Here is a 25,482-nt window from a genome sequence, read left to right on the forward strand (position 1 = left end):
CCGATGAGCAGCGCGGAGATCCCCCGCCCGGACGACGCGGACCGGACGGTCCGGGCCGAGGCCGACCGGCTGGCCGCCTCCGGCACCGGCCGCCCCGGGCCCCACCTGATCGGCGTGCGCCACCACGCGCCGTCCCTCAGCGCGGTCGTCCCCGCGCTGCTCGACGCCGCCCGGCCGGACGCCGTCCTGGTCGAGCTGCCCGCCGAGTTCCAGCCCTGGCTCGGCCGGCTCGCCGACGAGGCCACCCTGGCCCCGGTCGCCCTCGCGGCGGCCCCGGCCGGGCCCGACGAGGCGGCCGGGCCCGCCTTCTACCCGTTCGCCGACTTCTCCCCGGAACTCGCCGCCCTGCGCTGGGCCCGGCGCAACGGGGTGGAGGCCATCGCCTGCGACCTCCCGCTCGCCCACCGCGCCGCCGCGCGGGGCGGCGAGCGCGCCGTGGAGCGGACTGGGGAGCGGGCGGGGGAGTCGAGGCGCACCGACGGGGGCCCGGAAGCACCCGGCGTCGCCGACGCGCTGCGCCGCCGCCTCACCGGCCGGGACGCCGACGAGGACCTGTGGGACCGTCTGGTCGAGACGGCCGCCCCGGGTTCCTCCCCGGAAGCCGTCCGGCGCGCCGCCCTGCTGGTCGGCTGGGCGCTGCGCCGGGACGCCGAGCGCGGCCCCGGCGTCGACCCGTACGACCTGCGCCGCGAGGCCTGGATGAGGGCCCGCATCCAGGACGCCTCGGCCGGCGGGCGCCGGGTCGCCGCCGTGATCGGCGCCTTCCACGCCCCCGCCCTGCTGGACGGCCCCCTCGCCGCCGAGGAGCCGCCGCACCCGGACGACCCCGGGCACGTCCTGTCCCTGATCCCGTACACCTACCCGCTGCTCGACGCCCGCTCCGGCTACCCGGCGGGCATCCGCGACCCGGAGTGGCAGCACACCGTCCTGGACGCCGGCGGCGACCCGGAACGCCTCGCCGAGGCGCTCACCACCACCGCCGTCCGGATCTGCGCCGCCCTGCGCAGCCAGGACCACCCCAGCGGCCCGGCCGACGCCCGCGAGATCGTCCGCCTGGCCGGCGACCTCGCCCGGCTGCGCGGCCACGCCGCCCCCGGCCGCGGCGAACTCGTCGAAGCGGTGCAGACCGTCCTCGCCCAGGGCGAACCCCTGGGCCGCGGCCGGGCCGTCGCCCGCGCCCTCGAACAGGTGCTGGTCGGCACCCGCACCGGCCGCCCCACCCCCGCCGCCCCGCGCAGCGGACTCGCCCCCGCCGTCGAGACGCTCCTCGCCGGCCTCGGCCTGCCAGGCCCCGCCGACCCCGGCCCGCGGGACCTGCGCCTCGACCCGCTGCGCAGTGACCTCGACCGCCGCCGCGAGATCCTCCTGCACCGGCTCACCGTCTGCGAGGTCCCCTACGCCGAGCCCGTCGCCACCACCGGCGCCGGCGGCACCGAAACCCTCGGCACCCGCTGGCGCCTGCACTGGACGCCCGCCAGCGCCGCCATGCTCACCGTCGCCGGCACCCGCGGCGTCACCCCCGCGCAGGCCGCCGAAGGCGCCCTGCGCGCCCGCCTCACCGACCAGCCGACCCCGCGCGAGATCATCGACGGCCTCACCGCCGCCGCCTCCTGCGCCCTCCCCGCCCTCGCCGAGACCCGCCTCGCCCAACTCACCACCGTCCTCCCCACCTCCGCCACGCTGCCCGACCTCCTCGACGCCCTGGCGCTCGTCGACCGGCTGACCGCGGGCCACTTCCCCGGCTACGCCCCGGTCGGAGGGGAGGCCTCCGCCCCCGCCTCCGCCCCCGCCTCCGCCGTTCCGGCGGGTCGGCCCGTGCTCGCCGCGGCCGGGGAGGTGCTCACCATTGCCGCCGTGCGGCAACTGGAGGGCGTGGGCGGGTCGGACGATCCGCAGGACGCGCGGGCGCTGGTCGAGCTGGTGCGGCGGGCGGACCGGCTCGGCGGAGTGCGGCTGGCGTACACGCTGGCCGAACTCGCCGAGCGGGGGAGCCCGTTGGTACGGGGCGCGGCCGGTGCGGTCCGGGTGCTGCTCGGGCAGGAGCCGGCCGAGGTGCTGGGCGGCCGGGCCGCCTCCTGGGTGGACGGTGCGACCGGTCCGGAGACGCGACAGGCGCTCGGGCGGGCGCTGGTCGGTCTGCTGACGGCGGCGGAGGGGCTGTTCGACTCCGCGCCGCAGGCACTGGAGCCGGTGCTGGAGCGGGTCACCTCGCTGCCCGACGACGCCTTCCTGGACCGGTTGCCCGCCCTGCGCGGCGGGTTCGACACGCTCAGTCCGGCCGCCCGCGACCGGCTGCTGGCCCTGGTCGAGGAGAGCCTGGGCGCCCGGCTCGCCGCGCTGCCCGAGGAGGCCGGCCCGGCCGTGCTCGCCGGCTGGGTGCGGGCGGACCTCGCGGCACGGGCGGCCCTCGCCCACCGCGGCCTCCTGCCCCCGGCGGCGGCCGACACCCCGGCGGTCGCGCCGCCGGCCACGGCCTCGGAGCGGCCTCCCACCCGGCTCCCCGCCGCGACCGTTACAACTACAACCACCGCGCCCCGCACCCTCGCCCCCGCCGAGCGCTGGCGGCTGCTCCTCGGCCGCCCCGGCGACGGCGGCCTGACCGGTCGCGGTGCCCGACTCGCCACGGCCCTGGACGAGTTGTACGGCACCGGCCACGGCGAGGGCTCCGGCCCGGGCCTGGACAGCCGGGGCGGCAGGGGAGGCCGCGAGGCCCCGTACCCCGGCGTGCGGGAGTGGGCCGAGGAGCTGGAGTCGCTGTTCGGCCCCGGCGTGCGCGAGGAGGTGCTGGCCGCCGCTGTCGCCCAGGGCCGTACCGACGTCCTGGAGACGATCGACCCCGGCGCCGTCCGCCCGTCCGTCGAGCTGCTGCGCACCGTGCTGGACCACGCGGGCGGTCTGCCCGAGGCCCGGGTGGCCCGGCTGCGCCCGCTGGTGCGGCGGCTGGTGGACGAGCTGAACCGGGAGCTGGCCACCAGGCTGCGCCCGGCACTGACCGGGATCGCCGTGCCGCGCCCGTCCCGCCGCCCGGGCGGCGGGCTGGACCTGGACCGGACCATCCGGGCCAACCTCGCCACCGCCCGGCCCGGGCCGGACGGCGGCACCCTGATCGTGCCCGAGCGCCCGGTCTTCCGGACCAGGGCTCGGCAGGCCAACGACTGGCGGCTGATCCTGGTCGTGGACGTCTCCGGGTCGATGGAGGCCTCCACGGTGTGGGCCGCGCTGACGGCCTCGATCCTGGCCGGGGTGCCCTCGCTGAGCACCCACTTCGTGGCCTTCTCCACCGAGGTCCTGGACCTCACGGCACGGGTGGACGACCCGCTGAGCCTGCTGCTGGAGGTGAGGGTCGGCGGCGGCACCAGCATCGCGAGCGGGCTGCGCTACGCGCGGGAGCTGGTGACGGTGCCGTCCCGCACGCTGATCGCGGTGATCAGCGACTTCGAGGAGGGCGGGCCGATCGGCGGGCTGCTGGCCCAGACCCGGGCGCTGGTCGACTCCGGTGTGCACCTGCTCGGCTGCGCGGCGCTGGACGACACCGGGACGGCCCGCTACTCGAAGGCGGTCGCGGGCCAACTGGTCGCGGCCGGGATGCCCGTGGCGGCGTTGAGCCCGCTGGAACTGGCCCGCTGGGTGGGGGAGAAGGTGCGATGAGCGTGACGGCACGGACGAGCGACTGGCCGGGCGTGCGGCCCGAGGTGGTCGCCGAGGTGGTGGCCGGGCTGAGCGCCCGGCTGCAGAAGCGGCTGGACGGCGCGGCGGCGAAGCTGGCGGAGCGGCCGGTGGCCCGGGAGGGCGACGAGTGGCGGGTGGAGGTGGACGAGGAGACGCTGCTGGTGCTGCACGCCCCGGGTGGGGTGGTCGTGGTGGAGGCCGACGTCCGCTGCGGCTGCCTGCTGGCCCCGGCCTGCGTGCACCGGGCCGCCGCCGTCACCCTCTGCCCGCTCGCCGAGGCCGGGCCTGAGCCCGACCCCGAGGCCGAGGCCGGGCCCGAGGCCAGGTCCGGACCCGCGCCCGACGGCGGCACCGGGTCGGCGGCCGCGGAAGGCCGGGAAGGAGCCCCGGAGACGCCCGGTGCGCCGACCGACCGGACGGCCCCCGCCCCGCTCACCACCGTCGAACTCGCCGCCGTCCGCCACCTCCACGAGGCCGCGGCCGCCGTCCTGGCCGCCGGGGTGAGCGGGGCGGGCGCCGTCTCCCAGGCCGAGCTGCTGCGCGCCGCCCACCGGGCACGCCTCGCGGGCCTGCACCGCCCGGCCTCGGCGGCGGTCACCGTCGCGACGAGGGTCCGGGCGGCGCGTTCCGGCGCGCCGGACCACCGCCTGGTGGACCTGGTGGCGGGCCTGCGCGAACTGCTCGGCCTCACCACCGCGCTGGCCGCCGGCGCCGCCCCGGTCGCCGAACTGCGCGGCACCGCGCGCCAGGCCTACCGGGAAGAGGGGGGTCTGCGGCTCTACGGCCTGTTCGCCGAGCCGGTGCTGACGGCGACGCACGCGGGCGCGGTCAGCTGGGCGGTGGATGCCAACGGGCGCCTGAGCACGATCGCCGAGGTGACGCCGCACGACGACGCGGCGGCCGCCGCCCCGCAGGCGGTCGGGGCGGGCAACCGGACGGTCCGGCTGGGTGACGCCGCGCTCAGCCACCGCGAGTTGAGCCGGGCCGGGCTGGCCGTCCAGGGCGCGACCAGGTCCACCGGCGGCCGACTGGGCGCCGGCGCCTCGGTCCGGGCGGTGCGTGCGGCGGGCACGGCGTGGACGGCGGAGCCGGCCGCCCGGCTCTGGTCCGAACCGGCTCCGGCACAGGTGGCCCGGGCGCTCGCGGCGCAGGAACGGCCGTACGAGAGCCGCCCGGCGGGGAGCGACCTGCTGTTCCTGGACGTCACCCTGCTGGGCACCGCCCCCACCGGCCCGGGCGGGACGCCGCAGCTGCTGGCGCGCTGCACGGCGGGAGACACGGCGGGGGGCGCCGCGGGCGGCCCGGCGGAGGACGGTCCGGGAGGCTCGGGCGGTCCGGTGATCGCCCTGCGCCCCGCGCACGAACACCCCGACCTGCCGTTCCGGGCGAACCTGGCGCTGCTCGCCACCGCGCCCGGCCTGCGGCTGCGGGTGATCGGCCGGCTGGAGCGCGCGGACCGTCCGGAGCTGCGCCTGCTCGCGATCGGCACGCCCCCGGGCACGCCGGACCGACTCGCCCTGCCCGCGGCCCGGGCGGGCCGGGTCAACCTCGGCCTCGAACGCCTCCAGACCGCCGACCTCGCGGGGCCCGGCCCGGTCGGTGGGCCGGCGGACGGGCCGACGGCCCCGGCGCCGTACGGCCCGCCCGTCCACGTGCTCGGGCGCCGGGTCGAGCAGACGGTCACCACCGGCCGGCACGCCCTCGCCCCGAGCGAGGCCTCGGCGGTGGCCGACCGCGCGCTGCTGCGTGCCGCCGGGCTGGCCACGGCCGCCGAGCTCCTCGACGCTCTGCGGGCCACCGCTGCTAACCGTCAGCGCGACGTCTTCGGCCGGATCGTCACGGACGACCACGAGGCCTTCGCCGCCGCCTGGCTGGCGGCGGCCTCCTACACCGAGGAGCTGGCCACGGCGCTGTGCGCGGCGGCCTGGTCCGGGGAGGGGTGAGGGGACTTCCACGGCAGGCCGGCGGGGGAGGGGCCGCCGGGGTATAAGTCGAACTATTTGCACAGACCGGTATTCCGCGCCAACTGGCATACTTGTCGTAGGAAGACAACAGGACGAGACCTCGTACCAGAGCCGGTACGAGACCTCGCACGGGGCCTCGTCCGGCACACGGCACGAGCAGCGCGACGGAAGGGTGGGCGAGCCATGGGAATCCGCGACGATGCGGCCGAGGTCCGGGCCGGCGGCTGGCGGACGCTCGCCGCGCTGCACGGGATGATCGACACCGCACTGGAGAAGGCGCTCCAGGCCGAGTTCAAGCTCTCGGTGGTCGAGTACACGGTGCTGGACGCGCTCTCCCGCCAGGACGGCTGGCACATGCGGATGCAGCAGCTGGCCCGCGCGGCGGCGCTGAGCAGCAGCGCGACGACCCGGCTGGTGAGCCGTCTGGAGGACCGGGGCCTGCTCAGCCGCTTCCTCTGCTCGGACGACCGGCGCGGCATCTACACCGAGCTGACGGCCGAGGGCCGTGACCTGCTGACGGCCGCCCGTCCGGTGCACGACGCCGCCCTGGAGGCGACGCTGGCCGAGGCGACCGAGGTCCCCGAGCTGGCCCCGCTGGTCGGGTCGCTCGCCGAGCTCCACCCGGTCCACACCAAGGCCTGAGGCCGAGTCGGCCCGCTCAGGCTGCCGGGCCGGCGGGCCAGATGGGCCGGGGCCTCGCCGCCGTCCGGCGGCTTCGGGTCTCCTGCGCGGGAGCGGGGTGAGCCGGAGGGCGGCGGGACCACTCGGCGTCCGGTGGTGATCGTGCAGGGGTCCGATGCGCCGCGTCGTCACTGTTCGCCCCGGGGCACGTCCGGCCCGGCGTCGAGGGCCCGCCGCGGCAGGACCCGGGGCGTGCGCGGTCCCCGGTCCGGGCCATCGCCCGTGTCGTCCTTCGGGTCGGTCCCCGGGCCGTCGGCGCGGCTGACGGCGGGCAGTCCGGCCGTGTGTCCCCCCGTGGGGCTGCCCGACAGGTCGTACATGCGCGGCAGTACGGGCCGGGGCACGACCACGGCGCCGGGCAGCCCGGGGATCTCGGCGCCGACTGCCAAGCCCCCGTTGGCGGGCGGCGCATCGGCGCGGACGGCACCGGCGACACCCGCGACCCCGGGGGCACCAGCAACACCGGCGACATCGCCGAGCCCTGCGGCGCCCGTGCGGGGGCCGTCCGTGGCGTAGGGGACAGGGGGAGCCCCGGGGAGGCCGAAGGGCCCCGGAGCCTGCTGGACCCCACCCAGCGGCCCGCCGAGCCCCTCTGCCGCCGCGTCCGACGGTCCCGGTCCGAGGCCGTCGGGCGCGGGACCTGAACCGGAGCCGGACTGGCCGTCGGAGCCGGAACCGGAGCCGGAACCCGGGCCGTCCTCGGCCCCCGCCTGCCCCACCTGCCCCGCCTGCCCCGCCTGCCCCGCCTGCCCCTCGGACACCGGAGCCCGGGTGATCCGGGCCCCCGACGGCAGTCCGGGCACCGCGGCCGGGTGTCCGGCCTGCTCCAGCAGGGCCGAGGGCACCAGCACCACCGCCCGGGTGCCGCCGTACGGGGACGGCCGCAGCGAGACCCGGACCTCGTGCCGGGAGGCGAGGCGCGCGACGACGAACAGACCGAGCCGCAGGTCGTCGCCGAGCGCGGAGACGTCCAGCTCGGGCGGGTTGGCCAGGTACGCGTTGAACCGCTGGTACTCCTGCTCGGTCATGCCGAGCCCGCGGTCCTCGACCTCGACCGCCAGGCCCTCCCCGACCTCCTGAGCCGAGACCTGCACCTGGGTGTACGGCGGGGAGAAGGTGGTGCCGTTCTCGATCAGCTCGGCGACCAGGTGGATGACGTCGGCGACGGCCTGTCCGTCGAGCGAGACGCGCGGCACGCCCTGGACGACGACCCGGGAGTAGCTCTCGGTCTCCGAGACGGCGCTGCGCAGCACGTTGACCATGGGCACGGCGTTGCGCCAGCGCCGGGCGGGCAGGGCGCCGCCGAGAATGACCAGGTTCTCGGCGTTGCGCCGCATCCGGGTGGCCAGGTGGTCGACCGCGAACAGTTCGCGCAGCAGTTCCGGGTCCTCGTGCTCGCGTTCGAGCGCGTCCAGCATGCTGATCTGCCGGTGGATCAGGATCTGGGTGCGCCGGGCGATGTTGAGGAAGACCTTCTTCGTCCCTTCGCGCCCCTGGGCCTGGTGGACGATGGCGGCGATCGCGGCCTGGCGGACGGCGGCGAGGCCCTCCGAGGTCTGCTGGACGTCGTCGCCGGCCCGCCGGGACGGTGCCCAGACGGCCGGGGCGGGCACCTGCTCCCCGGCGCGCAGCCGTCCGACCACCTCGGGGATCTCCTGCTGGGCGAGCGCGAAGGTGTCGGCCCGCAGTCCGGACAGCCGCGCGGACAGGGCCCAGGCGGTCCGGACGCCACGGACCAGGCTGATCAGCAGCACCAGGGCGACGGCCGCGCTGCCGGCCAGCAGTGCGGTGCGCTGTCCGGAGTCGCGCAGCAGGTGGACGGCGTAGCCCCAGGCGGCGGCGAGGCCCAGGCTGGGGACCAGTACGAGGGAGAGGAGCGGGCCGCGGAGCGAGCCGGACCGGCCGGCGCGGTGGCCCGTGCGGGGGGCCGGTATGCCTGGCATCTGATTCCTTGCTGCAGGGCCGATGTTCCTTGCTGCAGGGCCGAGTCGCGGGACCGGGACGCCGGTCCGGACCGGTGGGTCCGAGCGGCGGGGTCGATCCCGTACGGCGCGGCCGGGCTTCAGGGAGTCGGGGCCGGGGGTGCCGGAGCCGGTGACGTGCTGTCACTGCTCCGGCGCGGTGCAGCGCGGCCGTCGACGGCACGGAACGCTATCAGCCCCGGGCGGCGTCGACGCAATATCAACTGGCCCGTCCTGATGGGCTGATGGCGTCGGAGCGAGGTTCGGGCCGGAGGGTCCTCCGGTGCATCGCCGCAGCTCGCGGCCCTCGCCCCGATGGTGCCGACGGTTCCCGGAGGGCGGGGACAACCCCCCCGAGGAATTCGCCAGGAACAGGTCAAGTGCCGCTGTGGCGGGCGGGGCCTCAGCCCGCCAGTGGCATCGGCAGCACCCGTCCGCCCCTCCCCGGCGGCTTCTCCACCGAGGCCTCCCGCTGGGCGGCGAGCTCGCTCCAGGCCCAGCTGGTCAGGTCGGACAGCTCCGCCGACCACTGCTTGCCGTACGTGCCCGAGGCGAACTGCCCGAGCCGCAGCCGCTGGACGTCCGAGGTGCCGGCCGGCGGGTAGACGTGGGTGGCGTCCCGCAGGTAGCGCTCGATGCCGAACTCGGGCTGGAGGCCGCGGGCGGCGTGGATCTCCATGGCGTTGCGCGCGGAGTCCAGCGCGTACTCGGTGTTGATGAGCTTGGCGTTCATCAACTCGGCGTCGCAGGCGCGGCCGTGGTCGAGCAGGTGGGAGGCGTGGTAGGCGGCGAGCCTGGCGGTCATCAGCCGGGACTGCATCTCGCCCAGCTTGAGCATGATGTTCGGGAGTTGGCTGAGCGGCTGGCCGTACAGGACGCGTCCCCCGGCGAACCGGACGGTGTCCTCGACGATCGCGGTGTGGATGCCGAGCGCCACGGCGGCGAGGTTGATCCGGCCGTAGAGCGTGGAGGAGGAGTAGGCGACGTCCAGCCCCTGCCCCTCCCGGCCGAGCCGGTTGCCGGCCGGGACGCGGCAGTCCTCCAGGAGGATCTCACCGAAGCTGAAGCCGTGCAGCCCGCTCTGCGACCCGGGGGAGCCGGTGCGGAACCCGGGTCGGTCGCTCTCGACCAGGAAGGCGGACAGGCCCCGGCTGCCCTGGCCGGTGCGCAGGACCACGCCGTGCACGTCCCCGATGTGGGAGTTGCCGACGAAGCACTTGCGGCCGTTGAGCACGTACTCGTCGCCGTCGCGCACCGCCGTTCCGGTCATCCCGAGCACGTGCCCGCCGGATTCCGGCTCGGTGACGGCGATGGTCGGCAGGCACTCCCCGGAGGCGAACTTCGGCAGCCACTTGCGGCGTTGGGCCTGGGAGCCGTAGTGGAGGACCTTGGCCACGCCCAGCTGGGAGGCCTGCGCGATCGAGCCGGCGGCCCCGCTGACCCGGGCCAGCTCCTCGATGATCACGGTCTTGGCGACGTGCCCCAGGCCGAGGCCGCCGAACTCCCGCGGGATCGTCACGCCGATCCAGCCCTGGCGGGCGATCTGCCGGGCCAGCTCGAACTCGATCTTCCGCTCGGCCTCCATCCCGGCCACCCGCGGACGCACCTCCTTCTCCGCGAAGTCACGGACCTCGGCGCGAAGCTCCTCGTGACGGTCGTCGGTGAAGTAGTCCATCGCCATGCTCCGGTCCTCTCGGTGTGTGCGGTGCCGTGCCTCCGTTCGTGCCGTCGATGCCGCTCCGGCAACCCCGCGGGGGCGGTGGGTGTGCGGGAGTTCCGGCCGGTCGCCCCGGTGCGATCGGCGCATGCGTCACCGGGCGGTGTCCCGGTGGCGGGCATCGTCCGTGTCTTCGGCAGGGCTCATTGTTGTATGGGGTGCCGGGGCAGCCCAGAGTCGATCTTGGATTGGCGCGATTCGGCCCGTCCCCGCCCGGAGGGGTTTCGCCCCGGCCCCGGCCGGGAATCGATCTTCGCTTCCGTGACGGTCCGTCGACTGGTCGTTCACGTGCAGTTTTGACTGGCCATCGGCAAGGCTGAGGAACGGTCGATCGGGACGGTCCGGCTGTTCTGATGTCTGGTTACATGTGCGCCATGACTGATGTGATGAGCACTCAAGGCCAGTTCCCGGGTGCCTCCGGCGAGTCCGCGCGAACCCGCAGGCTGCGCGGCCTCGGGCTCAACGACCCGTCCGCGGACGAGGCCTTCGACCGCTTCGCCCACCTCGCAGCCAGTATCACGCGCGCTCCCATCGCGATGGTCAACTTCATCAATGACGAACGCCAGATGTTCCGCGGGCTCTACATTCCGCCAAGTTCGACCGATGCCAGGGCCGAGGACGGATCGTCCTGGGCGGACCGCGGCATCGCGTTCGACCTCCCCACCCGCGAGATGCCGCTGAGCCACGGCTTCTGCCCGCACGTCGTCGCCCAGCGCTCCCCCCTCGCCCTCGACGACATCCTCGCCTACCCCCGGTTCGCCGGGAACCCGGTGGTGGACGAACTCGGCGTCCGCGCCTACCTCGGCGCTCCGCTCGTCGACGACACCAACACCGTCATCGGCACCGTCTGCGTCCTCGACCGGGAACCCCGGCAGTGGGGGCGCGAGCGGCTGCGCGACATCCAGCACCTCGCCGAGGCGCTGCTCTCCGAGATCCGGCTGCGCGACAGCCTGCTCGCCCAGCGCCAGGAGATGTTCGCCGCCTTCGACGGCTCGCCGTTCCCCATCATGCTCACCGAGGGCCCGGTCCAGGAGATCCGGTACGCCAACGCCCAGCACACCGACACCTTCGGCGCGCCGACGGCCTACGGGACGATCGGCGCCGCCTACCCGCAGCTCGGCGCCGCGGGCCTCGAACAGACCGTCGTGGAGGCGTACCACACCGGTCGCACCGCCGTCCTCGACGACGTCCGGATCGACTCCGCCCGTCCCGACGCGCAGCGCGGACGGCAGGTGTTCAGCTTCACCTGCACCCCGCTGCGGGCCGCGCTCACCGGACGGATCAACGGCGTCCTCACCGTCGGCATGGACATCACCGCCCAGTCCCGCACCGAGGAGGAACTCGGCACGCTGGCCGCCCTGCTCGTCGACCGGCTCCAGCAGAGCGGCGCCTCCGTGCCCGGCCGCTCCGCCGTCGCCGGCGGGGCCGGACCCGGCCTGCCCGCCTGAACCCCGGCCGGGTGCGGACCGTCCACCACCGTGGCGGGGCGCCTCTCACCCCCGTGGAGAGGACCCCGCCACGCTGCCGTCCGGCGCCGGGAGCCCGCCGGGTGCCCGCGGGGTGACGTTCCCGTGCTTGTCCGCGTCCGCCGGGCACTGCCGGAGGCCCGCCGCCCGGGCCGAGCGGGTGAACCCTCCCCGCTCCGCCGCCCCGACCGGGCCCGTGCCCGGGGCACCGGATGGTAGGCATGGGCCGCATGGACTGGTTCGCCGCCCCCGACTACTGGCTGAGCCGGCTGCTCGTCCAACGCCTGCTCGCCGCCCTCTACCTGATCGGATTCCTGGCCGCCGCCGGGCAGTTCCGCGCGCTCATCGGCGCCGACGGGATGCTGCCGGTGCCCCGCTTCACCGCCCGGGTCCCGTTCCGCCGGTCGCCCGGCCTGTTCCACCTCCACTACAGCGACCGGTTCTTCGCCGCCGTCGCCTGGAGCGGCGCCGCGCTCGCCGCCGCCGTCGCGGCCGGGCTCGGCGACGCCGTCCCGCTCTGGGCGTCGATCCTGCTGTGGGCGGTGCTCTGGACCCTCTACCTCTCCATCGTCAACGTCGGGCAGACCTGGTACTCCTTCGGCTGGGAGTCCCTGCTGCTCGAAGCAGGCTTCCTCGCCGCCTTCCTGGGCGACGCCGACACCGCCCCGCCCACCCTGGTGCTGTGGCTGATGCGTTGGCTGGCCTTCCGGGTCGAGTTCGGCGCCGGACTGATCAAGCTGCGCGGCGACAGCTGCTGGCGCGACCTGACCTGCCTCCAGTATCACCACGAGACCCAGCCGATGCCCGGACCGCTCAGCTGGTTCTTCCACCACCTGCCCGCCCCGCTGCACCGGGTCGAGGCCGCCGTCAATCACATCGTCCAACTCGTCGTACCGGTCGGCCTGCTGTTGCCGCAGCCGGTCGCGAGCGGCGCGGCCTGCGCCGTCATCGCCACCCAGCTCTGGCTGGTGGCGTCCGGCAACTTCGCCTGGCTCAACTGGCTGACCATCGCCCTCGCCCTCGCCGCCGTCGAACCGGCCCGCCTCGGCCTGCCCGTCCACGCCCGCGCCTACCCCGGCACCCCGGTCTGGTACGAGGTGCTGGTGATCGCGCTGACCGCCGCCGTCCTGGTGCTCAGCTACTGGCCGGTGCGCAACATGATCTCCCGCGGCCAGGCCATGAACCGCTCCTTCAACCGCCTGCACCTCGTCAACACCTACGGTGCCTTCGGCAGTGTCAACCGGTTCCGCCAGGAGGTGGTGGTCGAGGGCACCGACGAGACGGTGCTCACCCCGCACACCGTCTGGCGCGAGTACGGCTTCAAGGGCAAGCCCGGCGACGTGCGCCGCCGCCCGCGCCAGTTCGCGCCCTACCACCTGCGGCTCGACTGGCTGATGTGGTTCGCCGGCATCTCCTCCGCCTACGCCCGCCCCTGGTTCCTCCCCTTCGTCGCCCGCCTGCTGTCCGGCGACCGGGCCACTCTGCGCCTGCTGCGCCACAACCCCTTCCCGGACGCCCCGCCGACCCACGTCCGGGCGACCCTCTACCTCTACCGGTTCACCGATTGGCGCGAACTGCGGGAAACCGGCGCGTGGTGGCACCGCACCGCGCTCAGCGAATACCTCGCGCCGGTCGATCTGCAGGCCCTCGGCCGGGCCGGCTACCGGCCGCCGCCCGGCCGGCCGGGCCCGGTACGGGGACGTGGCGTCCGGGAGGTGCCGATGGAGCGGTTCCGCCGGGGCTACCGTCGGGCCGAGGGCCGTCGAGAGGAGCCGCGGTGAACAGCCGTGGTGAACAGCCGCGGTGGGTTCCGCGAGGAGGAGCCGTGAGGAGGAGCCGTGAGCAGCGGAGACACCCGTCCGGACCAACGCCCGACCACCCGGGCGGACCGCCCGAGTGGCGGCCAGGCGGGCGGTATGGCACACGACACCCGCCCGTCGGGGCGGTGGGTGCGTGCAAGCCTCGAACGGGCACCCGTATTCTGGGCGTCCACAACCGGCAGCCCGCCCGCGCGCCCCCCAGCCCCGCCTCAGGGGCGACCCCGCGCAACCGGTCCGCCGCCCCCTCGCCGCCAGCCCCGCCGTCGTCGCCCAGAACCGGACCTCACATGACAGTGCTTCACTCGCGCAACGCCGACGCAGCCGACCCGGCGGACGTCGCCGACGCCGCAGACGTCAAGGACCCCCAGGACGCCGCCGCGGAGCCCGACCTCCGCGAGGACCTCGGCCGCTACGCCGAGCTCGGGGCCTTCACGCTCACCGCCGAGACCCACGCCTGGTACGCGGCCGTCGACACCGTCGCCACCCCCGAGGACGCCCGCGCCGCCTCCACGGCCCTCGCCGAACTGCGCGGCAGCGACCTCCAGCAGACCTGGGAGGCCGTCACCGCCCTCGCCGCCGACGTCAAGCTGGACGAGCCCGACACCGTCGCCAAGACCGTGCTGTTGGTCGAGATGCTCCAGCGGGTGCACCGCACCTCCACGGCCCTCTTCCCCGCCGCGTACGACGCCGACCTCGGCGCCCTCGCCGCCGCCACCGCCGACAGCACCTGGCGCCGCGAGAACGGCGTCAAGCTCTCCTGGCTGCGCGGCCGCTCGCTGCGCAAGCAGGCCGTCGCCCTCGCCACCGACCGCCGCATCCGCCGGGAGGACCTGCACGAGGCCCTCACCTCCGCCGAGATCGAGCGCCGCGCCTGGGCCGCGCTCGCCCCGGCCGGCACCCTTCCGCGAGTGCCCGGCGCCGGCGCCCTGGTCGACCGCACCGCCCAGGCCTTCGAGGCGATCAACACCGGCCTGCGCGGCCTCGCCCGCCTGCTTCCCGACCACGACCTGGACGGGCTGCCCTTCGCCGAGCTGATCGACCTGGTCGAGCGGCTCGCCGCCGACGAGGGCACCCTCTACCGCCTGCCCACCATCCGCGGCCTGCGGGTCGGCCTGGAGGAGGCCGGCCTCGCCGACCTGCTCGCCGAACTCGCCGCAGCCAAGGCCGACCGCCGCGCCGCCGAGGCCGCGTACACGGCCCGCCAGGCGCTGGTCGCCGGGCAGCGGGACGGGCTCGGGGAGAAGGCCACCGCCACGGGGGATGCGGCGGTCGAGGAGCAGCCCGAGGCCGAGGACGCTGCCGAGGCGACGGACGAGGTCGCTGCCGAGGTCGACGGCGAGGCCGGTGCCGAGGAGGTTGTGGCCGATAAGGCCGGGACCGAGGAGTCGGTGGACCTGGCTGACGCCGAGGCGGCTGCCCTGCAGGCGCTGGCCGGTGGGCAGCGGGACGGGCTGGGAGAGAAGGCCCCGGCTCCGGTGACCGCTCCGGCGGAGGAGGCCGACGAGGCCGCCGCGGCGCCCGCGGCCGCTGAGGTCGAGGTCGAGGTCAAGCCCGAGCCCGAGCCCGAGCCCGAGGCCGAGGCCGAGGCCGAGGCCGAGATCACGCCTGAGGTCGAGACCGACGCCGAGGTCGAGGCGGAGATGTCGTCGAACACGGGTGTCGCGGACGACGAGCCGGCGACGGAGCAGGCCGACGAGGAGGCCCAGGCCGCGGTGGTCACCCTCCCGGCGCCCTCCCCGGCGGCCGACGACCTGGTGGCGGCCGCGACCGCCGCCCTGGCCGAGGCCGTGGATGAGGCCGTGGACGAGACCCCGGCGGAGACGGAACCGGAGGCCGACCCGGCCGCCGAGGTCGTTGAGGTCGAGGAGCCCGCCGCCGAGGTCGTGGTCGAGGAGCCGATCGCCGAGGTTGCGGCCGAGGCTGAGACCGAGGTCGAGGTCGAGGTCGTGCCAGTGGCCGAGACCGAGCCTGAGGCCGTCGTGACGGAGCCCGCCGTCGAGGAGCCGACCGCCGAGGTCACCGACGCCGTTGAGGCTGAGGTGAACGCGGTGGAGGAGCCCGCCGCCGAGACCGATGCGCCGGCGATCGAGACTGCCGAGACTGCCGCCGAGGTTGCGGCCGAGGCTGAGGTCGAGGCCGAGCCGGTGGCTGTCGCGGTGGAGCCCACCGTCGACGAGCCGGCCGCGGAGGTGGACGAGCCTGCCGTTGCGGTCGAGGTCGAGATCGAGACGGCTGAGGCCGTGGTCGCCGAGGCGGCTGCCGAGCCCGAGCCGGCCACCGACCCCGAGCCCGCTGTCGAGGAGCCCGTCGCCGAGACCGAGCCCGAGGCTGTTGCCGTGGAGGCGGCGGAGTCGGTGGTCGAGGCCGAGGATCCTGCCGTCGCGCCCGAGCCCGAGCCGACCGTCGAGGTCGCGCCGGTGGCCGAGCCCGAGCCTGTCGCCGTTGCCGAAGCCCCCGCTGCCGAGCCGGAGGCCGAGGTCCGTCCCGTGAAGCCGGACTTCACGCCCGGTCGCCCCGTGACCGCCTACTCCGCCGACGAGCTGCTCGCCGTGGTGCGGTGGGTGGACGGCGACGGCGTCGAGCGGACCGACGAGGAACTGCTGCGGGCGGCCATGAAGGAGCTGGGCTTCGCCCGCCTCGGTCCCCGGATCAAGGAGGCGCTGGGCGCCGCCGTCACCGCCGCGCGCGGCTGACGACACAAGCCGGCAAGGCCACACGGCCGCAGGGCACAGGGCCCGGGACGCGAACACGCGTCCCGGGCCCTGTCACGTTCCGGAGCACCTGCCCTCAGTCGGTGCTTTCCCTCCCGCCCTCGCTCAACCCTCGTGCCCCCCGTGTCATCGGCGGCCGTCGGTGAGTGGCGGTCGTCCTACGAGGCGCCCGTTCCGCCGCCCGGACCGTACGGGTGGTCGAGGGCCCGCCGCAGCACGGCGGGGGCGGTCACCAGCGAGGGGCCGTACCAGGTCAGGTGCCGTCCGCTGACCAGCGCCGCCGGCATGCCCGGGAACGCCTCCGGGCCGTCCTCGGCGGTGAAGCGGTACGGCTCGTCCGGCAGGACCACCAACTCGGGTCGGCAGGCGAGCAGTTCGGGCAGCGGAACGGCCGGGTAGCGCTCGGGGTGGTCGGCGTGGACGAGCCGCAGGCCCAGGCGGCACAGCAGGTCCCCGGCGAAGGTGTCGCGGCCGAGGACCATCCACGGGCGGCGCCAGATCGGCACGACGGTCCGCGGGCCGTCGCCCAGCGCGGGAGTGCCGCCGCTCCCGACCGGGGCCCAGGCCGCCTCCGCCTCGTCCAGCCACGGCGGCCGGGGCAGTCCGCAGGCGGTGGTCAGCAGCCGGTGCAGGGAGCTGAGGGCGTCGTCCAGGGTGCGGATGTCGGTGACCCAGACCGGGACGCCGGCCGCCCGTAGCGCGTCCAGGTCGGGGCGCCGGTTCTCCTCGTCGTTGGCGAGGACGAGGTCCGGCGCGAGCGCGACGATGCGCGGGACGTCCGGGTTCTTGGTGCCGCCGATCCGGGTGACGGACAGGTCGGCGGGGTGGCTGCACCAGTCGGTGGCGCCGACCAGCAGCCCGGGCGCGGTGGCGGCGACCGCCTCGGTCAGCGAGGGCACCAGCGAGACCACCCGGCGGGGCGGACGCGGCCCGAGCCGGACGGGGAGGTCGAGATCGTCGCGCGGGACGGTGGGGGCGGCCATCCGGCCAGCCTACGTCCGGCTCCGGGGCGAGGGCGCGCCGACGACGACCGGTCGCGAATCGCGGGGAACCCATCGACCCGGCCGCCCGACTACCTGGTCCGGGTCCGCAGTACGGGCCTTCGGCACGACCAGCCACGACCCACCCACGACCCAGCCACGACAAGCACCGAGCACGGTCACCAACGCGGTCACCAGCACCGTCACCGAGCACGGTCACCGACCAGGAGAGAGTTGTCATGCGCCCTCGCGTCGCCTGCGGAATCGCAGCCGCCGTCGCCCTGTTCGCCACGGCCTGCGGAAGCGGGACCGCGGGCGGGCCGAGCGCCTCCGTCACCGTCCGGGACGACCCGGGCGGTGGATTCCCCGTCAAGGTCGCCGACTGCGCGGGCAAGGAGACCAGCATCGCCAAGGCGCCCGCCAGGATCGTCACCAGCAATGCCGCCGGCCTGGAGCTGATGCTCCAACTCGGCGCGGGCGAGCGGGTGATCGGCACCGGCTTCCCGCCCGGCAAGGGAACCCTGCCCGCCGCCGTCGCCGAGCAGGGCGCCAAGGTGCCGGTGCTCGGGGACAAGGGCATACCCAAGGAGAAGCTGCTCGGCTCCGGCGCCGACCTCTACGTGGACACCTTCGGCGCGATGCCGATGATGGGCGGCGGCGCCACCGGACCGAGCGAGGAGGAATACGCGGCGGCCGGCATTCAGCACGTGTACCTGCTCTCCACCGCCTGCGCCGGGACGCCGAAGGCCGCCAAGGCGCCGCGCACCGACCTCGCCGGGATCGAGGACGACGTCCGCCGGCTGGGCGCCGTCACCGGCACCGCCGCGCGGGCGGAGGAACTGGTCGCCGGGATGGAGAAGCAGCTCGGCGAGGTCCGCACCGCGCTCGCCGCCGTGCCGGAGGGGCAGCGGCCGAGCTACTTCGTCTTCGACTTCGACGCCGGCACCAAGCAGCCGGTGGCGGTCTGCGGCCGGCAGGTCGCCAACGCCGTGATCACCCAGGCCGGGGCGCGCAACGTGTTCGCCGACTGCGACGCCGACTTCAAGCCCGGCTCCTGGGAGGACGTGGTCGCCAAGAACCCGGACTGGATCCAGCTGGCCGTGCGCAACCGGGGCAGCGAGGAGGCCACCCGCAAGGCCTTCGACGAGGCCGAGGCCTTCCTGAAGGGCTTCCCCGCGACCCAGGGCCTGAAGGCCGTCCAGGAGGGGCACTTCGTCCGGCTCGGCTCCGAGGTGACCACCATCGCGGGGGTGCGCAACGCCGAGGCCGTCCGGCAGATCGCCGCCACCGTCCACCCGGACCTCGTCAAGAGCGGGCAGTAGCCGGTGACGTCGGCCATCGCTCGCAACGAGCGCGGCGAAGCCCGCCCGGCCCGCACCCTGCGGGCCGGGCCGCTGGCCGTCGCCCTCGCCGTCGCCCTGGTGCTCGCGCTGACCGTCGCCGTCTCGCTCGGCTCGGTGGACGTCCCGCCCGGCGAGGTCTGGTCGGTGGTCGCCCGCCGGCTCACCGGTCGGGCCCCCGAACCCGGCACCCGCGACCTCATCGTCTGGCAACTGCGCGTCCCACGCGCCCTGTTGGCGGCCGTGGTGGGCGCCGGCCTCGGCCTGGTCGGCACCGCCGTGCAGGCCCTGGTCCGCAATCCGCTCGCCGACCCCTACCTGCTCGGCATCTCCTCCGGTGCCTCGCTGGGCGCGGTCGCCGCCATCGTCCTCGGCACCACCCTCGGGCTCCAGCTCTCCTTCGGCAGCGCGCTCGGCCTCACCGTCTCCCTGGCGGCGTTCGCCGGCGCGCTCGCCGCGTTCTCGCTGGTCTGGCTGATGGCCCGGCGCGGCGGCGGCTTCTCGCCGCTGCGGCTGGTCCTCGCGGGCATCGGCATCGCCCAGTTCCTCGGCGGCATCACCAGCTACCTGGTCCTGCAGACCCGCGACGAGCAGCAGACCAGGGGCGTGCTGTTCTGGCTGATGGGCAGCCTCGGCGGCGCCGTCTGGGCCCAACTCGCCGTCCCTGCCGTCGCCGTGGTGCTCGGACTGGCCCTGCTCCAGGCCCGCGCCCGGGGGCTCAACGCGATGCTGATGGGCGACGAGACGGCCGCCGGGCTCGGCGTGGACGTCACCCGGCTGCGCCGCGAGGTCTTCGTGGTCACCAGTGTGCTCACCGGGGTGCTGGTCGCCGTCTCCGGGGCGATCGGCTTCGTCGGGCTGATGGTGCCGCACGTGTGCCGGCTGCTGGTCGGCGGCGACCACCGGAGGCTGCTGCCGCTGTCCGCGCTCACCGGGGCGCTGCTGCTGGTCGTCGTCGACACGGTGGCCCGAACCGCCCTGGACGGTCAGGAACTGCCGATCGGCGTGGTCACCGCCGTCCTCGGCGCCCCCACCCTGCTCTACCTGCTGGACCGACGACTGGAGCGCAGTTGAGGATCGCCGTCGAGGACCTGAGCGTCGCCCTGGCCGGCCGGACGGTGCTGGCCGGGGCCAACCTGATCGCCGAGGAGGGGGAGATCGCCGGACTGGTCGGCCCCAACGGCAGTGGCAAGTCCAGCCTGCTGCGCACCGTCTACCGGCACCTGCGGCCCAGCGCCGGCCGGGTGCTGCTGGCCGGGCGGGACCTCGCGGAGCTGCGGCCCGCGCAGTCCGCCCGGCACATCGGGGCGCTGCCCCAGGAGCGCGGCGGGGACTTCGAGTTGAGTGTCCGCGAGGTGGTCGCGATGGGCCGCACCCCGTACAAGCGGGCCTTCGCGGCCGACGACGCCGAGGACCACCGGATCACCTCCGAGGCACTGACCAGGGTCGGCATGGCCGAGGCCGTCGACCGCCGGTTCGCCCAGCTCTCCGGCGGTGAACGGCAACGGGTGCTGCTGGCCCGGGCGCTCGCCCAGCAGCCGGACGTCCTGGTGCTGGACGAGCCGACCAACCACCTGGACGTCCGGCACCAGGTGGAACTGCTCGCCCTGCTCAGGGAGCAGCGCCGTACCACCCTGGTCGCCCTGCACGACCTCAACGCCGCCGCCTCGGTCTGCGACCGGCTGCACGTCCTGCACGGCGGCGCCCTGGTGGCCTCCGGGACACCGCGTGAGGTGCTGACCGCCGAGCTGCTGGCCGAGGTCTTCGGCGTACGGGCGGCGGTGGTCGAACACCCCCTCACCGGCGATCCGTTGATCGCCTTCGACCACCGGTCCCCGGCAGCGGCGCAGGCGGCCGTGCCGGGGCGGTAGCCCATAGCGGCGCTCCTGCTAGTGGCACTCGTAGTGGCTCGGCCGACCGTCCCGCAGGACCAGTCGGCCGAGCCGCGCGGCCTCCGCGCTGCGCAGCAACTCGCGCTCGCCGCCGGTGCGGTGGAGCACCGCGGAGTGCCAGGGCGTGATCCAGGCGTCGGCCGCCGCCAGCAGCCGGATGCCGAACTTGGCCGCCCCGGACGGCTGCGGGTGGATGGAGAGCCGGACGGCGCGCGGGTGGTGCTCGGCGATCAACTCGCCCCAGGCGCGGCTGCGCTGGATCACGCCGTAGGCGCGGCGGCGGCACTCCCGCTGGAGGGCGGAGCGGGTGCCGGTGAAGCCGACGGTGTCCTCGGTGAGGAAGCGGGTGATGCCCCGGTAGAGCCGCAGGGTCTCCTCCTCGGTCAGCACCTGTTCGCGCAACTCCTCGACGCTCGGCGCGTACCGGGCGTGCACCCGGGCGCGCTTCTCGTCGTACGGGAGGTCGCCGAGGACGGCCCGCAGGTCGAAGGTGTCGAGGCGGGTCAGGCCCTCGCGGGCGATCATGGCGGTCAGGGCGTCCGAGTAGGCGTCTATGTGGTCGTCCGGGACGTTGATCAGGTCGCCGAAGATGTGCCCGTCCGAGCAGATCAGAATCCGGGCGCCGGGCGCGTACAGGCGGCCGATCTCGGCGCACAGCCCGTCGAGGAAGGTCAGTGACAGCCGTTCGCCCTCGTCCGGCAGGTGGCCGAGCACCTTCGCGGGGTTCGGCGACTTGCAGGGGAAGCCGGGCAGGGTCAGGACGATCGGTTCGCCGGCGGTGATGAAGTCCGCCAACTGGGCCAGCTGGAGCGGGAAGTGCTCCGGGTGGGCGTCGAACTCCGGGTCCGCGGCCCGGCGGTGCGGCAGCAGCAGACCGAGGACGCGGGTGGCGAGCCGCTCGGCCGAGGGGCGGTCCGAGGGGCGGTCCGCGGGGTCGGTGGCGGTGGCGACGGCGGTGGCAGGGGTGATGGCGGCAGGGGCGGTGCCGACGGGCGGCATGGGGGTCCTCCACGGAAGGTGGTGCGGTACGGCTTCGGGCGTCAGGTGTCGGGCTCCGGGCGGTCGGAGCCGGGGTGCGTGAGCGGGGGCGTGTGATCGGGGGCGTGTGATCGGGGGTGCGATGTGCCCCGGGGGTCAGCGGCGGTGGTCGTAGGCGACCGGCAGCCGGTTCACTCCGCGCGCCAGGACGGCGGGAACCCAGGCCAGGTCCGCCAGACCGTCGCCGGGCGCCTCGGCCGGGCGCAGGCCGGGCAGCCGGGTGAGCAGGGTGGCGAGGGCGACCTGGAGCTCGGCCCGGGCGAGTGCGGCGCCGGGGCAGTAGTGGATGCCGTGGCCGAAGGCCAGGTGGGCGTTGGGGGTGCGGTCCAGGTCGAGGCGGTCGGGATCGGGGAACTGCTCGTCGTCGCGGTTGGCGGCGCAGAGCGAGATGATCACGGAGTCGCCGGCCGGGACGACGGTGCCGAACAGGTCGCTGTCCTCGGCGAAGAACCGCCAGGTGGTGAGCTCGAACGCGGCGTCGTGGCGCAGCAGTTCCTCCATCGCCCGGGCGAGTCGGCCGGGCTCGTCGACGCCCTCGCGCAGCCGGGCGAGCTGCTCGGGGTGGCGCAGCAGGGTGACCAGCATGGTGGTGATCTGGTTGGTGACCGGCTCCTGCCCGGCGACCAGCAGCTGGAAGACCATCGAGTCGAGCTCCGCGCGGCTCAACTCGCCCGCGTCATGGGCGTGGACGAGCCGGCCCAGCAGGTCCTCCCGGGCCACCCAGCCGGGCTCCCGGAAGTCGACGCGCTTGCGGGCGACGACATCGGCGATGTACGTCTGGAGGCCGCGCAGCCGTGCCTCGTACGCCGGTCGGCCGGGGTCCTGCGGGCCGACCGGCTGGACCACCTTGCCCCAGTCCCGGTCGAAGCGCTCGGCCAACTCGGGCGGCAGGCCGATGACTTCGGAGAGCACCCGGAAGGGGTAGTGGGCCGCGAAGCCCGCCACCAGGTCCGCGCCGCCGGACTGCGGCAGTTCGTCCACCAGCGCGTCGGCCAGCTCCTGGAACCGGGGTCGAAGCGACTCCACCCGGCGCGGGGCGAAGGCGTCGAGCACGAGCCGGCGCATCGAGGTGTGCTTGGGCGGGTCCTGGTGGAGCAGATGGACCTGGAGCTGCGAGTGCTGCGGCTTGGGCATGATCGACGCGAGGCGGCGCCAATTGTCGTTGCCCAGGCTGTGGTTCTTGCCCAGGCGGGGGTCGTTGAGGGCCGCGTGGGCGGCCCGGTGGCCGGTGACCAGCCAGGCGTGGATGCCGCTCGGGAACTCCACCCGGTGCACCGGCCCGGCCTCGCGCATCCGCCGGTAGAGCGGGTACGGGTCGCGCTTGTACACCGGGCCGTACAGCGGGACGGGGGAGGGGAGCCGGTCGTACCCGTACGGGCAGCGCGGGGCGTCGTCGTCGGCGGCCGGGGCGGTGGACGTTTCGGTGATCGTGTCGGGGCTCGTGTCGGTCATCTGAGGGGTCCTTCGATGCGGGGCGGTGCGGGGCGATGCGGTGTGTTGTGGCGTGTCGTGGGTGCGGGCGACGCGGGGCGGTGTCGTGCGGGGTGGTCAGGCCTCGGGGCGGCGGTGCAGGGCGAGCAGGGCGACGGCGGTGGCCGCGACCAGGGCGGCCAGGGCGATCCCGGCGCGCGTCCCGGTGGTGTCGTGGGGCGCGGGGAGAGCGGCGGCGGTGCCGAGGGCCGGGCCGAGCGCGAAGCCGAGGCTGCGGGCGAGTTGGACGGCGGAGCCGGCGGTGGCGAGCTTCCCGGGCGGGGAGGAGGACATCACCAGGGCCTGGGTGGGGCCGCCGTTGAGGCCCATCCCGGCGCCGGCGAGGGCGAGTCGCGCGGCGATGTCGAGGGCGGACCAGCTCGGGTCCAGCGGGGCGAGCAGGGCCAGGCCGAGGGCGGTGACGGCGGCACCGGTGAGCGCGGTCGGGCGGGCGCCCCAGCGGTCGGCCAGCCGGCCGCCGACCCGGCCGGCCAGCACCATGCCGAGCGGGAACGCCAGCATGGTGAGTGCGGTGGCGGTGGCGCTCTCGCCCCGGGGGCCACGCAGGTGCTGGGCGAGCAGGTAGTGGCAGGCCGCGAAGCCGGCGGCGAGGGCCAGCACCGAGGCGTTGGCCCCGGCGGTCCCGGCGGCCCGAAGTACCTCGGCCACCGGCCGGCCGCCCGGGCGGCGCAGCCAGAGCAGCACCAGCGGTACGGCGGGCAGGGCCAGTAGCAGCCACAGTGGCGTCCGTGGGGCCAGGGTGAGCCCGAGCAGGGTGGCGGCCACGGCGGCGCCGATCAGCGCGGCGTCGCCGAGCGAGGACCGGTCGGGCGGTCGCAGCCCGCCGCGGTGCGGGGCGTGGCGCCGCACGATCAGGACGGCGGCCAGGCAGACCGGCAGCTTGACGAGGAAGATCGCCCGCCAGCCCAGGTGGTCGAGCAGCAGCCCGCCGAGCACCGGCCCGGTGACGGCGCCGAGCGGACCGAGCGTCGCGGGCACGCTCATCGCCCGGCCGCGCAGCTCGGGCCGGACGGAGGTGGCGGCGAGCACCGGCATCAGGACGAAGAGCACGGCTCCGAAGGCGCCCTGGAACAGCCGTGCCGCGATCAGCCACCCGGCCCACGGGGCGCAGGCCGCCAGCACGCTGCACAGGGCGAAGCAGCCGACGGCGAGCAGCAGGGCCGAGCGGGTGCCGACCTGGTCCAGCCATCGCCCGGCGGGCAACAGCAGCGCGACGAGCGGGAGTTGGTACCCAAGGGCGGCCCACTGGGCGACCCCGGGGGAGACGTGCAGGCCGGCTGAGATGTCGGTGAGCGCGAGGTTGACCACGTTCATGTCGAGCATCGCGACGAAGGACAGCAGGCCGGCGGCCACCACCAGGCTCCAGCGGTCCACCGGCTCGCGCTGATCGTTCGTCAGATTTTGGGTGGTCGGGGGTGGTTGCACTGTCATGAAGTCCCTCCGTCTCCCGTGCTGCCGGACCGGACGCCGCCTCGGCGGCGGGGTCCGGTACAGCAGTCGGTGGCGCAGGGGATCCGGTTCCGAACACCTGGGGGATTTCTTGCGGGAGTGTGGTGCGGACGGCCGACGGGTGACAACTTTCAGCGGACAGATGACAGATTTCGAAATCTGTCATCTGTCCGCTGTCGGTTGTTCGCCGTCGGCTGCCGATCGTTCGCAGCCCGCCCGCCGACGGCCCGTCGTCCTCCCACCGCTCAGCAGGCGGTCGCGAGTTCCCCGGCCTCGGCGGCGCGCAGGCGGGCCACCAGTTCCTCCCGGGCGCGGGCGACCCGGGAGCGGACCGTTCCGACGGGGCAGCCGGCGACCTCGGCCGCCTCGGCATAGCTCAGGCCGACCACCTGGGTCAGCACGAAGGCCTCCCGCCGCTGGGCGGGCACCCGGTCGAGCAGATCGCCGAGCGCGATGCCGTCCTCGAACCCGGCCGTCGGTGTGCCACTCTGCCGCTCCGCCGCCTCCTGCCAGTCCGGCAGTGCCGCGCAGCGGGGCCGGGCGGCGGCCATCCGGTACCGGTCGATCACCGCGCGCCGGGCGATCGACAGCAGCCAGGTCCGGGCCGAGGAGCGCCCCGCGAACGCGGGCAGGCCGCGCAGGGCGCGCAGGAAGGTCTCCTGAGCGAGGTCGTCGGCGGACTGCACGTCGGTCAGGTGGGCGACGAAGCGCCAGACGTCCCGCTGGGTCGCCCGGACGAAGGCCTCGACGTCGGCCGCCCGTCCGGAGCGGGCGGTCAGTGCCAGTGCGGTGAGCTGTTCGTCATCCACGGTGGCCCCCCACCCGGCCGGTCCCGGCATCACAGCCGTGCGGGACGATGGTCATATGAGATGCGCGCAGTTTCGGACAGCTCTGTCCGCCCGGCTCGACGGCGAACCGAGCGGTATGCCGGAGGCCCGGCTGGACAAGCACGTCGCGCGCTGCCACGGCTGCCGGGAGTGGCTGGCCCGGGCCGAACAGCTGCGCGCTCGGGTGCGGGCGGGCGCTGCCGACGGGCCCTCGCCCGAGTGGTCGGCCCGGCTGCTGGCCGGCCTCGGCGAGGACCGGCCGGGAGATCGTGCTCCGAACGGTCCGCAGGCCGTCGAGAGGTAGACGCGGCCACGGCGCCCGGAGGGGCGGGAACGGCGGGACGGGGGCGCCGGCCGGAGCCGGTGCGCCGTCGAAGTGAGGCATGGGAAGGTCCCGAGGGGAAGGCGGGGGTGGCACCGCGCAGCGCGGCACCGTCGGCGTCCGGGGGCAGCCGCGCGGCATGCCGGCCCTGAGG

17 protein-coding genes are annotated in these 25,482 nt (G+C 75.6%); 10 read left to right on the forward strand and 7 right to left on the reverse strand.

Translation table 11 applies throughout. From position 1 onward, the window contains the following. Positions 1–3: 3 nt before the first annotated feature. The 3 genes from ACZ6EM_RS04640 to ACZ6EM_RS04650 all read left to right on the forward strand — a co-directional run bounded on the left by ACZ6EM_RS04640 (position 4) and on the right by ACZ6EM_RS04650 (position 6,275). Positions 4–3,648 (forward strand): vWA domain-containing protein, encoded by a 3,645-nt coding sequence (locus ACZ6EM_RS04640; protein ID WP_465771669.1) that lies wholly within the window; start codon positions 4–6, stop codon positions 3,646–3,648. Positions 3,649–3,650: 2 nt separating this feature from the next. Beyond that, positions 3,651–5,612 carry a hypothetical protein gene (locus ACZ6EM_RS04645; protein ID WP_465771670.1) on the forward strand — a complete coding sequence of 654 codons (1,962 nt, stop codon included), beginning with the start codon at positions 3,651–3,653 and terminating at the stop codon, positions 5,610–5,612. A 204-nt stretch (positions 5,613–5,816) separates the two neighbouring features. Next, positions 5,817–6,275, forward strand: a complete 459-nt coding sequence (locus tag ACZ6EM_RS04650) for a MarR family winged helix-turn-helix transcriptional regulator (protein WP_401043256.1) — start codon at positions 5,817–5,819, stop codon at positions 6,273–6,275. Positions 6,276–6,442: 167 nt separating this feature from the next. Here the strand turns inward: ACZ6EM_RS04650 and ACZ6EM_RS04655 are convergent, their stop codons facing one another. Beyond that, on the reverse strand, positions 6,443–8,257 hold the full coding sequence (locus ACZ6EM_RS04655; RefSeq protein WP_465771671.1) for a sensor histidine kinase: 1,815 nt from the start codon (positions 8,255–8,257) through the stop codon (positions 6,443–6,445). A 421-nt stretch (positions 8,258–8,678) separates the two neighbouring features. Further along, on the reverse strand, positions 8,679–9,956 hold the full coding sequence (locus ACZ6EM_RS04660) for an acyl-CoA dehydrogenase family protein (RefSeq protein ID WP_401051329.1): 1,278 nt from the start codon (positions 9,954–9,956) through the stop codon (positions 8,679–8,681). A 410-nt stretch (positions 9,957–10,366) separates the two neighbouring features. On the opposite strand from ACZ6EM_RS04660, the gene ACZ6EM_RS04665 reads away from it, so the two are divergent. The 3 genes from ACZ6EM_RS04665 to ACZ6EM_RS04675 all read left to right on the forward strand — a co-directional run bounded on the left by ACZ6EM_RS04665 (position 10,367) and on the right by ACZ6EM_RS04675 (position 15,971). Further along, entirely contained in the window at positions 10,367–11,440 is a 1,074-nt protein-coding gene (locus ACZ6EM_RS04665; protein WP_401051326.1) for a GAF domain-containing protein, read from the forward strand. A 248-nt stretch (positions 11,441–11,688) separates the two neighbouring features. Beyond that, positions 11,689–13,239: a lipase maturation factor family protein gene (locus ACZ6EM_RS04670; RefSeq protein WP_452177709.1), complete on the forward strand. Its 1,551-nt coding sequence runs from the start codon at positions 11,689–11,691 to the stop codon at positions 13,237–13,239. Positions 13,240–13,565: 326 nt separating this feature from the next. Next, on the forward strand, positions 13,566–15,971 hold the full coding sequence (locus ACZ6EM_RS04675; protein WP_452177708.1) for a hypothetical protein: 2,406 nt from the start codon (positions 13,566–13,568) through the stop codon (positions 15,969–15,971). Between the two features lie 176 nt (positions 15,972–16,147). On the opposite strand, the gene ACZ6EM_RS04680 is transcribed toward ACZ6EM_RS04675, so the two are convergent. Next, a complete protein-coding gene (locus ACZ6EM_RS04680) occupies positions 16,148–16,972 on the reverse strand; it encodes a helical backbone metal receptor (RefSeq protein ID WP_452177707.1) in 825 nt (274 codons plus the stop codon). 236 nt (positions 16,973–17,208) lie between these two features. Here ACZ6EM_RS04680 and ACZ6EM_RS04685 point away from each other — a divergent pair, with 236 nt between their 5' ends. The 3 genes from ACZ6EM_RS04685 to ACZ6EM_RS04695 are packed head-to-tail and all read left to right on the forward strand — an operon-like array spanning position 17,209 to position 20,180. Further along, entirely contained in the window at positions 17,209–18,291 is a 1,083-nt protein-coding gene (locus tag ACZ6EM_RS04685; protein WP_452177706.1) for an ABC transporter substrate-binding protein, read from the forward strand. A 3-nt stretch (positions 18,292–18,294) separates the two neighbouring features. Further along, positions 18,295–19,383, forward strand: a complete 1,089-nt coding sequence (locus ACZ6EM_RS04690) for a FecCD family ABC transporter permease (RefSeq protein WP_452177705.1) — start codon at positions 18,295–18,297, stop codon at positions 19,381–19,383. Further along, a complete protein-coding gene (locus ACZ6EM_RS04695) occupies positions 19,380–20,180 on the forward strand; it encodes an ABC transporter ATP-binding protein (protein ID WP_359900381.1) in 801 nt (266 codons plus the stop codon). Before ACZ6EM_RS04690 ends, ACZ6EM_RS04695 begins: the two co-directional genes overlap by 4 nt. 18 nt (positions 20,181–20,198) lie before the next feature. Here the strand turns inward: ACZ6EM_RS04695 and ACZ6EM_RS04700 are convergent, their stop codons facing one another. The 4 genes from ACZ6EM_RS04700 to ACZ6EM_RS04715 all read right to left on the reverse strand — a co-directional run bounded on the left by ACZ6EM_RS04700 (position 20,199) and on the right by ACZ6EM_RS04715 (position 25,018). After that, on the reverse strand, positions 20,199–21,200 hold the full coding sequence (locus ACZ6EM_RS04700) for an L-tyrosine/L-tryptophan isonitrile synthase family protein (protein ID WP_401056636.1): 1,002 nt from the start codon (positions 21,198–21,200) through the stop codon (positions 20,199–20,201). Positions 21,201–21,335: 135 nt separating this feature from the next. Further along, positions 21,336–22,691: a cytochrome P450 family protein gene (locus tag ACZ6EM_RS04705; protein WP_465771672.1), complete on the reverse strand. Its 1,356-nt coding sequence runs from the start codon at positions 22,689–22,691 to the stop codon at positions 21,336–21,338. Positions 22,692–22,787: 96 nt separating this feature from the next. Next, positions 22,788–24,161: an MFS transporter gene (locus tag ACZ6EM_RS04710; RefSeq protein ID WP_465771673.1), complete on the reverse strand. Its 1,374-nt coding sequence runs from the start codon at positions 24,159–24,161 to the stop codon at positions 22,788–22,790. Positions 24,162–24,424: 263 nt separating this feature from the next. Next, on the reverse strand, positions 24,425–25,018 hold the full coding sequence (locus ACZ6EM_RS04715; RefSeq protein WP_452177704.1) for a sigma-70 family RNA polymerase sigma factor: 594 nt from the start codon (positions 25,016–25,018) through the stop codon (positions 24,425–24,427). A gap of 25 nt (positions 25,019–25,043) precedes the next feature. Here ACZ6EM_RS04715 and ACZ6EM_RS04720 point away from each other — a divergent pair, with 25 nt between their 5' ends. Next, on the forward strand, positions 25,044–25,310 hold the full coding sequence (locus tag ACZ6EM_RS04720; RefSeq protein WP_452177703.1) for a zf-HC2 domain-containing protein: 267 nt from the start codon (positions 25,044–25,046) through the stop codon (positions 25,308–25,310). The last annotated feature ends 172 nt before the right edge of the window (positions 25,311–25,482 follow it).

This window comes from Kitasatospora sp. NPDC041917 (assembly GCF_055589745.1).

Coding starts and splice junctions, on each gene's coding strand:
- ACZ6EM_RS04710 (WP_465771673.1), bottom strand. CDS start 24,161: ATGACAGTGCAACCACCCCCGACCACCCAAAATCTGACGAACGATCAG.
- ACZ6EM_RS04670 (WP_452177709.1), top strand. CDS start 11,689: ATGGACTGGTTCGCCGCCCCCGACTACTGGCTGAGCCGGCTGCTCGTC.
- ACZ6EM_RS04650 (WP_401043256.1), top strand. CDS start 5,817: ATGGGAATCCGCGACGATGCGGCCGAGGTCCGGGCCGGCGGCTGGCGG.
- ACZ6EM_RS04700 (WP_401056636.1), bottom strand. CDS start 21,200: ATGCCGCCCGTCGGCACCGCCCCTGCCGCCATCACCCCTGCCACCGCC.
- ACZ6EM_RS04720 (WP_452177703.1), top strand. CDS start 25,044: ATGAGATGCGCGCAGTTTCGGACAGCTCTGTCCGCCCGGCTCGACGGC.
- ACZ6EM_RS04665 (WP_401051326.1), top strand. CDS start 10,367: ATGACTGATGTGATGAGCACTCAAGGCCAGTTCCCGGGTGCCTCCGGC.
- ACZ6EM_RS04660 (WP_401051329.1), bottom strand. CDS start 9,956: ATGGCGATGGACTACTTCACCGACGACCGTCACGAGGAGCTTCGCGCC.
- ACZ6EM_RS04680 (WP_452177707.1), bottom strand. CDS start 16,972: ATGGCCGCCCCCACCGTCCCGCGCGACGATCTCGACCTCCCCGTCCGG.
- ACZ6EM_RS04675 (WP_452177708.1), top strand. CDS start 13,566: ATGACAGTGCTTCACTCGCGCAACGCCGACGCAGCCGACCCGGCGGAC.
- ACZ6EM_RS04655 (WP_465771671.1), bottom strand. CDS start 8,257: ATGCCAGGCATACCGGCCCCCCGCACGGGCCACCGCGCCGGCCGGTCC.
- ACZ6EM_RS04705 (WP_465771672.1), bottom strand. CDS start 22,691: ATGACCGACACGAGCCCCGACACGATCACCGAAACGTCCACCGCCCCG.
- ACZ6EM_RS04685 (WP_452177706.1), top strand. CDS start 17,209: ATGCGCCCTCGCGTCGCCTGCGGAATCGCAGCCGCCGTCGCCCTGTTC.
- ACZ6EM_RS04640 (WP_465771669.1), top strand. CDS start 4: ATGAGCAGCGCGGAGATCCCCCGCCCGGACGACGCGGACCGGACGGTC.
- ACZ6EM_RS04715 (WP_452177704.1), bottom strand. CDS start 25,018: ATGCCGGGACCGGCCGGGTGGGGGGCCACCGTGGATGACGAACAGCTC.